Raw genomic sequence first — 13,146 nt, 5'->3', positions numbered from 1 at the left:
GCTCGCGAACTGTGCGTTCCGTCCTACGAAAAACGCCCCTGACCTGTCATGATGGACATGCTCTCGGCCAAGTGCCCGCCCTCGACCGGCCGGTTGCGCAGGCGGCCCGTCGACAGTCCATGGGACGCCGTGCATGGAATGAAGGTTCGGGGGCACACGGGCCGGGAGCGAATGGGACCGCTCGAACGGCCCGCCCGCGGCCTCCCCCACGCCGCGGGCCGGCGACATACGAATGGCCTGCACCCACCTGAGGTGCAGGCCATTCGCACGTGCCCGAAGAGAGGGGGAGAAGCTACTAGTCCGTGAGGGCGTGTCCGTACGACACAGCCAGATCCCTGATCTCCGGGTCGCCGAACGTCGAGCGCAGCGCTCCGAACGCCGCCACCTTGTCCTGGCCGAACCGGCCCACGTACGTCGCGTACGCGTCCGGGCCGACGAACCTCGGCGGTGTGGTCTTGCTGTGGAACTTGTCGGCGTACATCACCAGCCGCTCCTCCGGCGAGACGGCCAGATAGTCCCCCGGCGGCAGAGGCAGCCCCTGGGACAGAACGTCCTCCCTGCTCAGCCCCACCCCTGTGTGACACGAACAGAACCGGCACAGCAGGTCTGGCAGGCCCTCCCCGCGAAGGAGTTCGTGACCCAGCACTCCGTGGCGCACATAGTTCCGGGTGTCCAGCCGGCCCTCGGCGTCGTAGAGGCGGTACACGCCGATGTCGTGCAGCAGACAGCCGGCACGAACCAGCTCGGCGTCGACGTCAGAACCGGACAGAGCAATCAGACGCTCCGCTACCTTCCACACGATTTCACAGTGCGTGAAAACGAGATCGAAGGCCTCAGAGCTCGGAGCGTACTTCACGTGCAGCGCACGACTCTCATCCACCGAAGGAACATCCACGCGCCCAACCTAGCCGCCGCTCCAGCCCACCAGCGCCTCAGGCCCCCGGCGGTCATGGGCGGTTGACCGTGCGGGTCACGCCCGCGACGATCGTCGTCGCCAGGATCCAGCCGGTGATGATCAGCGTGTACGACAGCCACTGGTGCCAGCCCTCGGGGGCGAATGCCGACTCCTGGCCGAAGTTGATGACCGGCAGGAGCAGGTCGAGGGTGTAGAAGACGGGGTTGAAGTCGGGCGACTCGTCCGGCTTGATCGGGCGCGGGTGGTCCAGGCCGTACGCGAGGGAGCCGACGGCCATGAGGGACAGCAGCCAGACGGCGGCGCGCAACGGGCGGAAGCCGTAGCCGACGGTGGCGTCCTGGACGTACCCCCACAGTCGTCCGTACCAGGTGAGCGTGGTGCGCCGGCGGCGCTGTTTGGCGAGCTGGACGAGCCGGGCAGCGTCGTCGTCGCCGACGTGGCGGTAGGCGGCTGTCAACTGCTCGTAGCCGTACGGCTCGTACCGGTCGCCGTCCCGCTCCAGCATCGGAAGGCGGCTCTCGGCGGGCTCGTGCGGGCTGAGTACGGTGTATGCGAGATTGCTGAGGTACACCTCGTCCGGCAGCATCTCCGGTCCGAGGGTCAGGATCTCTATCTGAGAACGCCGCAGGTTCAGTGCGCCCTCGATGCGATCGCCACCCCGCAGCCAGAGTTCGCCGATGACACAACTGCTCGCCCGCAGCGCCGTGTCGCCCGGATGCGACAGGCGGGCGTGGAGCAGGTCGAGTCGGCCCGATATGCGCGAGCCTCGGAGCTCGACCCGGCCCTGTGTGCGGATGCACCGTGCCCGGACGTGGGCTCCGACGTTGAGGTTCTGTGCGTCCAGCGCGGTGTGGCCCGGGTTGTCGAATTCGGCGTCCTGGACGTTGATCCGCCCGGCGATGGTGGCGCCGGTGAGTCGGACCTGGCCGTGCGCGCGCATCTCCGGCGCCCACCAGTCGGCTCCGATCGTCGCCTGGTTGAGCTGTAGCACCGGCTCGGAGTCGTCCGTGGCCGTGAACCGCGCCTGCTCCATGAACAGTGCCCCGGAGATCTGCGCCCCGCCGAGCCGCACCGGCCCCCGCACCTGGCAGCCCGTCATCCGCAGCACCCCCTCGACCCTCAAGGTCGCCGAGGCCAGGCCCGGCAGGGCGGACCCGCTCAGGTTGAGCTGGCGCAGCTGGGCACCGTACAGATCGGGAACGGCATCGAAGTGGCAGTGGCTCAGTCGGATCGCGGCGTCGATCGTCGCGTACTTCAGGTCCAGTACGCCGGTGATCCGCGCCCCCGTGATCTTGAGCGCGGCAATCTCTCCCTCCTCCTGCGGAGCCTTGATCAGGAGCGCCCGCAGCACACTCGCCCGTACGGTGCGCTCAGCGCCCCAGGCGCTGCCGAGTGCCGGATCCTCGTCCTCGGCGGCGCGAAAGTCCACGGACTCGCCTCGCGGAAAGGCCCGCCATATGCGCGACTCCGTCGGTGTCAGGTCGTTGATCTCGCTCACTCCGGGACTCTGACGTGCCGGGTTCGCGCTGTCAATTGCCTTACGGAGCAAGCGATGTCGACGCGCGGCCCCGGCTCCGGGCGGGTGTCCGTCGGTGGGCCGGGACCTCGGTGGCGGCGGCCCTCGACGGGCTCCTCCCGTCGGGCTTCCGCTGGAGTCGTGGCCAAGGGCGCACGCCTGGCCCACGGCGCCCGATGGCACGTCCGTGGGAGACCGACGGGCGCCCTGGGGCCGGTGTCACCCTCGCCGTGCGCCGAACACCTGGGTCCAGTAGGGGCCGCCCTGGGAGTGGACGCCGATCCCGATCTCCTTGAAGTCGCAGTTGAGGATGTTCGCGCGGTGGCCGGGGCTGTTCATCCACGCCTCCATGACCTGCTCCGGGGTGCTCTGCCCCATGGCGATGTTCTCGCCGTACGTCGACCAGGGGTACCCGGCGGCCGTGACGCGCTCGCCCGGCCCGTCGCCGTCAGGGTTGGTGTGGTCGAAGTAGTCGCGGGCGGCCATGTCGTCGGAGTGGCCCTGGGCCGCTCTGTTCAGGGTCGAGTTCGCCGTCAGCGGGCCGCATCCGGCTTTGGCGCGCTCGGCGTTGACGAGGCTGACCACCTGGTCGGCGACCGAGCCCGAGCCGGAGTCGCCCTGCCTGCTCGCACCTGAGCCCGAGCCGCTGCCGGATCCGCTGCCGGTGCCGGTGTCGGCCCGAGTGGGCTTGGGCTTGGGCGACGCGGTGCGGGGGCTGGAGGTCTTCGTCGGATCGGGCGCCGCGGTGCGCGTCGGACGAGTGGACGTCGCGGTGGCCTTGGCGCTGGGTGACGCCGAGGCCGAGGCGGAAGCGGAGGCCGACGCGGTCGAGGGAGTCGGGGTGAGTCCGGCCGCCTCCTGCGCGGACGGCAGGTCCGGGGCAGGGGCCGCCGCGCGGTTCACTTCGAGGACCTCCCCCTCTCCCCCGCGTCCGCCGCTCAGGTAGAAGGACCCGCCGGTGAGCGCGACGACCGCCATCCCCGCGGTGACGACGACCCTGCGCCGGTTGCGCTCCCGCTCCTGGCGGCGGCGACGGCGGGCGTTCCGTGCGCCGCGCGGTCCGGGAACCGCCGCCCAGGCGGCGGCGCTCTGGGAGCCGAGAGCCGTGGGGGGCTCCTCCGGCATCACCGGGGCGTACGGTCGCGTCAGATCGACCGAACCGATGAGGTCGGACCGGTCGAGCTCGTCGGTCTGATCGCTCCAGTCGGCTCCGCCCGCCGTCGCGTACGGCCACGGGTCATCGTGCGGCGCGGGCGTCTCGTACGCGCCTTGAGCCTGAGTCGTCGCCTGCGGGGTCATGGTCGCGTGGGGCGTCATGGTCGCGTGGGGCGTCATGGTCGCCTGGGGCGTCACGGGCGTCGCCGTCAGCGCCCACGCGGCCGTCTCCCGGACGCCGGCGAGCAGCGACGCGGGCGGGGGCACCAGGGGCAGTCCCGCCAGCAGCGACTCCAGGGGGACGAGGCCCCGCCAGCGGGCGGAGCAGTGGGCGCAGCCGCCGGCGTGCCGGGCGAGGTGCTCGCGCCACGGGGCGGAGGGGCGGCCGTCCCAGGTCCCTGCCTCGTACCCGAGGGCCGGGCAGAGCGGGTTCGCCGAGAGCGCGCCGACGACGGCCCTGGCCGCGTCGAGCCGCGCCCGCAGGCTCTCCACCCGTACGGCCACGTGCTCGGCGGGCCATTGCAGAGCCGCGGCGACCTCGTACCGGGTCAGCTCGCCCGCGCACTCCAGCCACCACAGGGCCAGCAGGTCCCCGTCGTCGGGCTCGATCCAGCGGGCCGCCTCCGCGGCTTCGCGCTCCTGCCCGGACAGGTAGAGCCGTCCCACGGTCAGGTCCGCGAAGTCAGGCCCGGGCGTGGGGAGGCCACCGGCATCGCCGAGGTGCTGGGACCGCTGCGTGCGCCTGCGGACGCCGTCCACGGCGATGGCCACCAGCCAGGGCCGGAACTCGTCCGGGTCGCGGAGGCTGCCCAGTCCGTCGAGGGCGCGCAGCATCGTCTCCCGCACGAGGCCGTCGACGTCGTGGTGGCCGTTCAGCGCGCGGCCCACGACGTTGTAGACCAGGGGCACGTGGGCGGCGATCATCGGGTCCCGTGCCCACGGGTCGCCGCTCATCGCCGCCCTGACCAGCTCCCGACCCTGGGCCTGCTCCGTGCCTATGCCCTGATTCACGCTGCCTGTCCTGCCTGTTGACGATGCCGACACATGGGAGACGTCGGAGGGGACACCGGATAACGGAATCCTGACCACCCTTGACGTGACGTGGGTCACGTGACGGAACAATCCGCCGGGCAGCGCAGTTGCGCCGATCATGACGACACAGCCCGCAGTCCTGCGCTACACCGCCTTCTCCACCGATCCCGAAGGCGGAAACCCCGCCGGCGTCGTCCTGGACGCGGCCGGGCTCGGCGACGACGCCATGCTCGCCATCGCCGCGGGGCTCGGGTACAGCGAGTCGGCGTTCCTGACCTCCCCGCCCGCCGACCTCGGCGGCGAACCGGGAAGGGCTTTCACCATCCGGTACTTCAGCCCCAAGGCCGAGGTCCCGTTCTGTGGTCACGCGACCGTGGCGACGGCCGTCGCGCTCGGCGAACGCATCGGCCCCGGCGACCTGGTGTTCGCCACCCGGGCGGGAACCGTTCCGGTGAGCGTGAGGGAGGAGGCGGGCGTCATGCGGGCCATCCTCACCACCGTCGAACCGCGTGTCGAGGGGGTTGCCGACGCGGATCTCGCCGAGGCGCTCGCCGCCCTCGACTGGCCGGCCGGCGACCTCGACACCACCCTGCCCCCGCGCATCGCCTTCGCGGGCGCGCGCCACCTCGTCCTCGGTGCGGCGACCCGGGAGCGTCTCGCCGATCTCGCGTACGACTTCGCACGGCTGGAAGCGCTCATGCACCGGCTCGACCTGACCACCGTGCAGCTGGTGTGGCGCGAGTCCCCGACTGTCTTCCACGTGCGCGACCCCTTCCCGGTCGGCGGAGTCGTGGAGGACCCGGCGACGGGCGCCGCGGCCGGCGCCTTCGGCGCCTACGCCCGGGAACTCGGCCTGGTCCCGGGCGCCTCGGTCCTCACCCTCCACCAGGGCGCCGACATGGGCCGCCCGAGCCTGATCACCGTGGAACTGCGTGAGGGAGACGCCCGGGTGCGGGTGAGCGGGGCAGGGACTCGCATCGTCTGAGCGGGGCCACCCGGCGTCAGGAAGCCGGGTAACTCGACACGACCTTCCCGGAGGTGTCGGCGGCGAGGTAGCCGACAGCGCTGTACTCGTTGATGAGGTAGAACCGCAGGGTCGGGCGGTCCTCGTTGAACGTCCAGCGGTCGACGATGACGTAGCGCATCGTCGGGCTCTCCACCTTCAGTTCCTTCTCGCCACGCTTCATCAGCGCGGGAAGGCCGTCCCAGGGCATGGCGGCGGCGTCGAACGGCTGCTCGTCGGCGGCGTCGGCGTCGATGGTTCCGCCGGGGCCGGTCTTCCGGGCGATCCCGCCGCGGTACTCGTACGCGTCGTAGGTCTTCGCGCCGGGCCGGGTCGGGATGGAGGCCAGTGCATAGCCCTCGTAGATCGTCAGTTCCTTCATCGTGGTGGAACCGCTGGCTTTGCGGAACGACTCGATGACGGTGCGGACGTTGGCCGTCGTGAGGAGGGTGCCACGGGGCGCGACGGCCTTGGGCGTGGTGGTTCCGGGCTGCGTACCGCCGCCGCTTCCCGTACTCGCCCCCTGGCCCGGGGTGCGCTCCGCGCTCGTCGGGGCGTCGCCGCCCTTGGCCCCGGTGTCCGTGCCGCCGTCGGGGAGCAGTTTCACGACGCCCACGACGGCCACGGCGGCCGCCAGCGTGAGGGAGGCCGCGAGGACGGCGGTCCGGCGGCGCGGTCGGGGAGCGGCGGAGGGCTGGCCGGGCCGGACGGGCGCGCCGAACGTTCCACCGACAGCCGGGGCGGCGTAGGACGGGGCGGTGGGGGCGGACGAGGCGTGGGAGGGGACGGTGGGGGTGTGCCAGGGCTGCGACGCGGCGGGCGGAGGCCCATACGCGGGGTGGGCGTGCGGCGGACCGAACGCGCCGCGGGCCGCTTCCGCCGGGGCCTGGGTGGTGCCGGACTGCCGCGTGGCGGCGTCGGTCAGCAGCTGTTCCAGTCGTGCCGCGTCGGGTCGCGCGGACGGGTCGCGCACGAGGAGTTGGGCGAGTACGGGTGCCAGCGCGCCGGACCTGACCGGCGCCGGGATCGGGTCGTCGAGCACGGCGACCACGGTCGCGAGGCTGGTGGCCCGGCGCAGCGGGTGGTGGCCCTCCGCCGCGACGTACAGGAGCATGCCGAGCGACCACAGGTCGGAGGCCGGGTTGCCCTCCTCGCCGCGCACTCGCTCGGGGGCGATGAACTCGGGCGAGCCGATCAGGTCACCCGTGGAGGTGAGCCGTGACGTCGCCTCGCTGAGCACCGCGATGCCGAAGTCGGTCAGGACGGCGCTGCCGTCGGGGCGGAGCAGCACGTTGGCGGGCTTCACGTCGCGGTGCTGGATGCCGGCGGAGTGGGCGGCGCGCAGGGCGGACAGGACCTCCCGCCCGAGGGCGAGGACCTCGGGGACGGCCATGGGGCCTTCGGCGAGACGGTCGTACACCGAGCGTCCCTCGACGAGCTCCATGACGATCCAGGGGTGCGAACCGTCCTGGGGTTCGACGATGTGGTGGATCGTCACGACGTGCGGATTCGAGAGCCGGGCCAGGGCCCGTGCCTCGCGGACGGCCCGCTCGCGCATCTGCGCGGCGAGTCCGGGGTTCGCGTCCTCGATGGCCGGGTCGGGCGGACGGACCTCCTTGAGCGCGACATCGCGCTCCAAGGCGATGTCGCGTGCTCGCCAGACGGTGCCCATGCCGCCGCTGCCCAGCCGGGAGATCAGGTGGAAACGCCCGTCGACCAGGGGTCTTCGGTCCTCGCTCGCGCTCATGAGCGGACATCGTAGGCGGTGTCGGTGACACACCGGCCCGTGGGCCGTGCACTGTGGCCGGGGCGTGGAGGGCGGGTCGCCCACGGCGCTCCGGCGGACCGCCCGCCCCCGCGGCGTGGGGAAGGCTCCCGCGTGAGGGGACGAGCGCCGTTCACGCGCTCCCGCCGTCGGCGGCTGACGCGCCGTCCGTCCGCGCCGCCGCCGGAGGAGAGATGGTCAGCCCACGCCTCTGGGCCGGAACTGGATGCTGATGCGGGGCCCGACGGCGCGGCTCGTCTTCGGGACCGCGTGTTCCCAGGTGCGTTGGCAGGAGCCGCCCATCACCACGAGGTCGCCGTGGCCCAGAGGGAGCCGGAGGGCGACGGGGCCGCCGCCGCGAGGGCGGAGGGCGAGGTCGCGAGGGTCTCCGAGGGAGAGGATGGCGACCATGGTGTCCTGCGTGGCGGAGCGTCCGATGCGGTCGCCGTGCCAGGCGACGCTGTCGCGGCCGTCGCGGTACAGGCAGAGGCCGGCGGTGGTGAACGGTTCTCCGAGTTCGGGGGCGTAGTGGGCGCTCAGGGCCTCACGGGCTTCGACGAGGGCGGGATGCGGGAGCGGGGCGCCCTCTCGGTAGTACGCGAGGAGGCGGGGCACGGCGACCACGTTGTCGTACATCGTGCGCTCCTCGGCTTGCCACGGGACGCCTGCGGCAAGCTCCTCGAACAGCGCGTCGGCTCCGTGGAACCACCCGGGCAGATGGTCGACCCACGCTCCTTCGTCGAGCGCGATCCGCCGTACGCCGTCCAGCGGGCCCGGGCCGATGTCGGCGCCCTGGTCGAAGAGGGAGCCCTGCAAGGCGGGCATGTGGGGTCGCGTCGCGGTCATGGTTCCAGCGTAGACCAAGAACCGAACACGTGAGCGAATCACCTTCCCGTCCCAAGCGGTAGCCGCGCCGGTATACCGCGCGGCATACTCAAGGCATGGCTGACACCACCGTCAAGATCGACGAGCCGACACGGGACCGCTTCAAGGCGCTGGCCGACGGCGCGGGGATGTCCATGAAGGACTACCTCGCGCAGGTGGCCCTCGAGAAGGAGCACGAGCAGCTCCTGGACACGGCGACCGCCGCCTTCCGCCGCGCCATCGGCGCCCCGGGCGTCATGGAGATGTTCGACGCGGAGTTCGGCGGGCTTCCGCAGGTGACCAAGTCCGAGACCTCGCGGGCGGCCTGACCCGTGGAACTGCGCGTCGACCACCGATGGCTCCTGGCGCGCCAAGAGGACATCCTGCGCAAGGACCTCACCGTCAACGACCTTTCGGTGCTGGCCGGAATGTCCGCCCGCCACCGGGTGAACACCCCCCGGCTCGACCACGCCGATCCCGACGCCTTCTGGCGCGCCGCCGTGTTCCTGGAGGAGTGCGTCCTGCTGCGCCCGCTCCCGGCCCGGAACGAGCTCTACGGCTACGGCATCGCGATCTGCTACCTGGAGGCGTCCGGGCACCGGGTGGACACCTCGTTCGAGCCGTGGCGTGACCTGATCAACGAGATCCGGGCGCTGCGCCTGGACTCGTACGACATCGCCGATCGCCTGAGGTCCTGGCGCATCTCCTCGGACTGACGCCGACGGCGCACCGTCGCGCGCAGACCCCGGCCGGCCAGCCACCCGGACACCCCGCCGCCCGTGCCGGAGGGCGCGCGTCGGGTGATGCTGTTGACATGGGTCGCCTTCCCAGGGTGCGGCTGCCGGCCGCCTACGCGGCGGCGGCACGCCGGTCGGTGCGGGTCACGCTCGCCGCAAGCGCCGGTTTCTACCTGTTCCTGTACGGCTTCGACTCGGCCGTCGCCGCCACGTACGCGCTCTTCGCTGCGGTCTCGATGGCCGGCCTGTCGCACATCCCCGGAACAGGACGGCAGCGGGCCGCGGTGCTGCTGCCGTCGGTGCCCGCCTGCTGGGTGCTCGTCACGATCGGCACGTACCTCTCCGTACGCACGTGGAGCGCCGCTCTCGGCATGCTGGTCGTCGGCTTCGTGCTGGCCTTCATCGCCGCAGGCGGCCCGCGCACGGCCGGCGCCGCGCCCGGGCTGCAGCTGATGTACATCCTGCCGTCCTTCCCGCCCTACGACCCCGGCTCCCTCGGCGAACGGCTGGTGGGCGCGACGGTCGGCCTGGCCCTGCTGATCCTCGCCGAGGCGTTCCTGCTGCCCGATCGTCCGCCGACCGTCTCGTACCGGGAGCTGGCCGCCCGGGCCGCCGACTGCGCGGAGCGGTGTGCCGACGCGCTGGCCTCGCCCCCGTACGTGCTCTCCGACGCGCCGGTCCTCACTGCGGCCCGGGCCGCCGGCAAGGCGCTGAGGTCCTCGCGGGTCCCTGAGGCCGAGCGGCCGGCGGGGCCGGGCCTACGGGACCGCGCCCTGGCCCAGACCGGGCTCGGGGCGCGCACACTGCTGGCCCGGCTGGCGCTGCTGCCGCCGATGCCCGGCGGCCCCGCGTCGGAACACGCCGGGCTGGACGCGCTGCGCGCCGTGCGGGCCTGCTCGGCGGAGACCGCCGCCCGGCTGCGTGGCCGGGCGCCGACGACCGGCGCGCATGCCGAGCTGTGGCGGGTACGGCAGGCTCTGGCGACGGCTCCGGAGGAGGACACCGCGCCCGCCGTGCTGCGCCGCCATGCGGCGGTCCTGGAGGTGGCGGACGCGGCGCTCGCGATGTCCACGGCGGCGGACCTGGCCGTACGGGGCCGGGCGGCCGCGGCGACTGCGGCGGCGGGGCGGTTCTGGTACGCGGGGATGCGGGCGCCGGCGTTGTGGTGGCGACGGCTGACGGGGCACGTCGGACAGCGGTCCGTGTTCTTCCAGAACGCGGTACGCATCAGCCTGGCTCTCGCGGCGGCCCGGACGATCGCCGGGATCGACACGCTTCCGCACGGCTTCTGGCTGCTCCTCGCCACGCTCAGCCTGACCCGTACGACGGCGCGGGAGACGAGGAGCACGGTGCGGGTGGCGCTCACCGGGACCCTCGTCGGAGCGCTCGTCGCCGCCACGCTGCTGACGCTGGTCGGGACGGACATCGAGGTGTACGCGGCCGCGCTGCCTCCGCTGATGCTGGTCACCTTCGCCTTGGGGCCGGTGAAGGGCGTGGGCTGGGCGCAGGCCATGTTCACGGTGGTCGTCGCGCTGGTCTTCGCCCAGTTGGCGCCCGCGACCTGGCAGCTCGCGGAGTTCCGTCTGCTGGACGTGCTGGCCGGCAGCGCGATCGGCGCCGTGTTCGGGCTGTTCGCCTGGCCCCGGGGCGCCCATGACGAGTTGCGGCGGTCGGTGGCGACGCTGCTGCGCCACACCGCGGAGACGGTGGTGGACACGACCGCCCAGGTCGCCGATGGCGGGACGCGCGTGCCGGTCGTGACCGCCCCCGGGCACCGGTCGCTGCAGCACGCGCTCATCATGGCGGAGGCCGCGTACGCGCAGTACCAGAGCGAACCGAGAGGGCTGGCGGTGCCCTCCGGCACGTACGACTGGCAGGCCTCGCTCATGGCCGGCCACCACGCGCTGTGGGGCGCGGACCGGTTGCTCGTACCGCCCGAGCCGGCTGTCGTCCCGCCCCTGGACCAGGAGCCGACCGAGGCGCTCACCCGGATCGGCGACCGGGTGGCGGCGGGCATGCTCCTGGTCTCCGCACGCCTCGACCCGAGCGGCGACACCCCTGACACGTCCGTGCCGCTGCGCGCCCGGGCCTTCGACGACTTCTCCGCGGAGCCCCCGGGCGCGCCACGGCTGTACTACGCAACCGCGTCGTGGCTGGATTCGCTGATGACGGACCTGGAACGCATCACCGGCGAGTTCGCGGAGAGCCGGGGCAGGGTCGGGGGCGCGACCGGGCCAGGGACGGGGAGGGGAGGCGGGCCCGGGGAAGGGAGCGGGCCGGGGACCGGGAGGGGAGGCGGGAGCGGGAGCGGAGGCGCTAGCGTGGCGCCGTGACCGGCTCCGTACTCCCCCTGCTCTACCTCGACGTCGACGGACCGCTCATCCCCTTCGGAGCACCGTCGCAGGAGTATCCGACGTACCCGGCCACTCCCGGGGCGCCGGAGGCTGACGCGAACCCGCTGCTGGCCAGGATCGACCCCGGGCTCGGAACCCGGCTGGCGGCGCTGCCGTGCGAGCTGGTCTGGGCGACGACATGGATGTCCGAGGCGAACGCGTACATCGCGCCACGCCTGGGTCTGCCCCCGTTGCCCGTCGTGGACTGGCCGGATCCGACCGCTGTCGACGAGCACGACGAGTGGAGCGGCTTGCACTGGAAGACACGCGGACTGGTCGACCAGGCAGCGGGACGGTCCTTCGCCTGGGTCGACGACGAGATCACCGACACCGATCGCCACTGGGTCGCCGCACACCATCGGGGTCACGCGCTGCTTCATCGTGTCGACCCGCGTCGAGGGCTCACGGATGCCGACTTCGCCGCCCTCGGCGTGTGGCTGAGGCACGAGAGCGCGCCCGTCGGCACCTGATCTCCACTCCGCGACGGCGTCATGGCCCGTCGGATGCCGACTGTCGGATACCGGCCAGTCACGTCCGCAGGGCGGCGAATCGACGACCCGCGCGCTACCCTCCGGCGCATGATTGGCATGAACATGCAGCGGCTGGCCCGTGGGCGCCTCCGCGCCGCACCGGTATCCGGCCCGCGGACCGCTCGCGCCGCGTCCGTGCGAAGATCCGGACGGTACTCCTTCGTGCTCCTCCTCCTGGTGACCCTCCTCGGCACGCCGGCCCTCGCGACCGCCTCCGCCCCGGCCGCGGCCCCTCCCGCCGGACCCACGTCCGTCGGATCCGCATCCGCCGGAACCCCCCTCGACGCCGACTCGGCCACCGCTCGCTGGGGCGACCGCCGCCTCGACGAGGTCTCCTTCCTGACCACCCACAACGCCTTCACCAACTACGAGGACTCCCGCTGGAGTTCGGTGAACCAGTCCGAGTCCGTGCGAGCCCAGCTCGACAACGGCGTACGCGGGTTGAGCCTGGACACCCACTGGTACGAGCGCAGCACCTGGCTCTGCGTCATCAGCTTCGGCAGCGACTGCTACCCCAGCGACGTGTACCTGTGCCACGGCGAGTGCAAGACCTTCGCCGGCGCCACGTACGCGCTTCCGCGCCAGTCGTTCCACGGCACGATGCAGACCGTCGTGGACTTCCTCGCCGCGCACCCCGAGGAGGTCGTGACCGTCTTCCTCGAGGACTACGTCGGCGCCGACCAGCTAGGGAACTCCCTCAGCAGGGTCAGGGGGCTGTCCGAGCTGCTGTTCCTGCCCGACGCCTGGGACGTACGGCAGCAGGGATGGCCCAAGGTGGCCGACCTCGTCACCGTCGGGAAGCGGCTGCTGGTCTTCTCCGACCGCTCGGACCGCGAGCACCTGGGCGTCATGTACGACAGGTCCTGGACCGTCAGCAACTTCTGGAGCCTCGGGGACATGGGCAACGACCTGGCGTGCGTCAGCCGCTGGTCCGACCTGCCTCTGGACCGTCAGGAGCCCGGATTCCGGCGGCTGTTCACGATGAGTCACCACCGCAACGTGCCCACCGTCCTCACGGCGGCCCTCGACAACGGCACCAAGTTGAGGGATCGGATCGCCGAGCGATGCCGGCCCGCGGCCGGAGGCCGCGACCCGAACTTCGTCTCCGTCGACTTCCACCGGTTGGCCGACGGCAGCGGTCACACACCCGCCTCGATCGTCGCCGAGCTCAACGCGCGGTCCTGAGGCCCGGGGGCCGCACGCCCGGGGCCCTCGCACCGGGTTTCCGCCCGAAG

Annotated in this window: 11 protein-coding genes; 6 read left to right on the top strand and 5 right to left on the bottom strand. The window is 72.5% G+C overall.

Annotated features, from left to right (window positions below; genetic code table 11):
• Positions 1–295: 295 nt before the first annotated feature.
• From M5362_RS02800 to M5362_RS02790, 3 genes are all read right to left on the bottom strand, one after another.
• The gene (locus M5362_RS02800) at positions 296–895 is read right to left on the bottom strand and encodes an HD domain-containing protein (protein WP_260225636.1); all 600 of its coding nucleotides are present in this window, start codon (positions 893–895) and stop codon (positions 296–298) included.
• A gap of 52 nt (positions 896–947) precedes the next feature.
• A complete protein-coding gene (locus M5362_RS02795) occupies positions 948–2,414 on the bottom strand; it encodes a membrane-associated oxidoreductase (RefSeq protein WP_260225635.1) in 1,467 nt (488 codons plus the stop codon).
• Between the two features lie 237 nt (positions 2,415–2,651).
• Complete coding sequence (locus tag M5362_RS02790; RefSeq protein WP_308354842.1) at positions 2,652–4,598, bottom strand: CAP domain-containing protein; 1,947 nt, start codon at positions 4,596–4,598, stop codon at positions 2,652–2,654.
• 139 nt (positions 4,599–4,737) lie between these two features.
• Between M5362_RS02790 and M5362_RS02785 the strand changes: the two genes are divergently transcribed.
• Positions 4,738–5,604, top strand: a complete 867-nt coding sequence (locus tag M5362_RS02785; RefSeq protein WP_260225634.1) for a PhzF family phenazine biosynthesis protein — start codon at positions 4,738–4,740, stop codon at positions 5,602–5,604.
• Positions 5,605–5,620: 16 nt separating this feature from the next.
• Here the strand turns inward: M5362_RS02785 and M5362_RS02780 are convergent, their stop codons facing one another.
• Together M5362_RS02780 and M5362_RS02775 are read right to left on the bottom strand one after the other, a co-directional pair.
• Entirely contained in the window at positions 5,621–7,369 is a 1,749-nt protein-coding gene (locus M5362_RS02780; RefSeq protein WP_260225633.1) for a serine/threonine-protein kinase, read from the bottom strand.
• Between the two features lie 216 nt (positions 7,370–7,585).
• Positions 7,586–8,233 (bottom strand): alpha-ketoglutarate-dependent dioxygenase AlkB, encoded by a 648-nt coding sequence (locus M5362_RS02775; RefSeq protein ID WP_260225632.1) that lies wholly within the window; start codon positions 8,231–8,233, stop codon positions 7,586–7,588.
• Between the two features lie 95 nt (positions 8,234–8,328).
• Here M5362_RS02775 and M5362_RS02770 point away from each other — a divergent pair, with 95 nt between their 5' ends.
• From M5362_RS02770 to M5362_RS02750, 5 genes are all read left to right on the top strand, one after another.
• Positions 8,329–8,580: an antitoxin MazE7 gene (locus M5362_RS02770; RefSeq protein ID WP_260225631.1), complete on the top strand. Its 252-nt coding sequence runs from the start codon at positions 8,329–8,331 to the stop codon at positions 8,578–8,580.
• 3 nt (positions 8,581–8,583) lie between these two features.
• Complete coding sequence (locus M5362_RS02765) at positions 8,584–8,967, top strand: toxin Doc (protein ID WP_260225630.1); 384 nt, start codon at positions 8,584–8,586, stop codon at positions 8,965–8,967.
• A gap of 98 nt (positions 8,968–9,065) precedes the next feature.
• Positions 9,066–11,321, top strand: coding sequence for an FUSC family protein (locus M5362_RS02760; RefSeq protein WP_260225629.1), 2,256 nt, complete (start codon positions 9,066–9,068; stop codon positions 11,319–11,321).
• Complete coding sequence (locus M5362_RS02755; protein WP_260225628.1) at positions 11,318–11,851, top strand: HAD domain-containing protein; 534 nt, start codon at positions 11,318–11,320, stop codon at positions 11,849–11,851. The genes M5362_RS02760 and M5362_RS02755 overlap by 4 nt, the downstream gene beginning before the upstream one ends.
• A gap of 108 nt (positions 11,852–11,959) precedes the next feature.
• The gene (locus M5362_RS02750; RefSeq protein ID WP_260225627.1) at positions 11,960–13,096 is read left to right on the top strand and encodes a PI-PLC domain-containing protein; all 1,137 of its coding nucleotides are present in this window, start codon (positions 11,960–11,962) and stop codon (positions 13,094–13,096) included.
• Positions 13,097–13,146: the final 50 nt, after the last annotated feature.

Origin of the sequence: Streptomyces sp. Je 1-79 (genome assembly GCF_025195125.1) — a bacterium.
Classification (GTDB): Bacteria; Actinomycetota; Actinomycetes; order Streptomycetales; family Streptomycetaceae; genus Streptomyces.
Note: the sequence above shows the minus strand (reverse complement) of the source record. Positions and strands in the feature narration are given on the sequence as shown.

Coding starts and splice junctions, on each gene's coding strand:
- M5362_RS02785 (WP_260225634.1), top strand. CDS start 4,738: ATGACGACACAGCCCGCAGTCCTGCGCTACACCGCCTTCTCCACCGAT.
- M5362_RS02770 (WP_260225631.1), top strand. CDS start 8,329: ATGGCTGACACCACCGTCAAGATCGACGAGCCGACACGGGACCGCTTC.
- M5362_RS02775 (WP_260225632.1), bottom strand. CDS start 8,233: ATGACCGCGACGCGACCCCACATGCCCGCCTTGCAGGGCTCCCTCTTC.
- M5362_RS02780 (WP_260225633.1), bottom strand. CDS start 7,369: ATGAGCGCGAGCGAGGACCGAAGACCCCTGGTCGACGGGCGTTTCCAC.
- M5362_RS02760 (WP_260225629.1), top strand. CDS start 9,066: ATGGGTCGCCTTCCCAGGGTGCGGCTGCCGGCCGCCTACGCGGCGGCG.
- M5362_RS02750 (WP_260225627.1), top strand. CDS start 11,960: ATGATTGGCATGAACATGCAGCGGCTGGCCCGTGGGCGCCTCCGCGCC.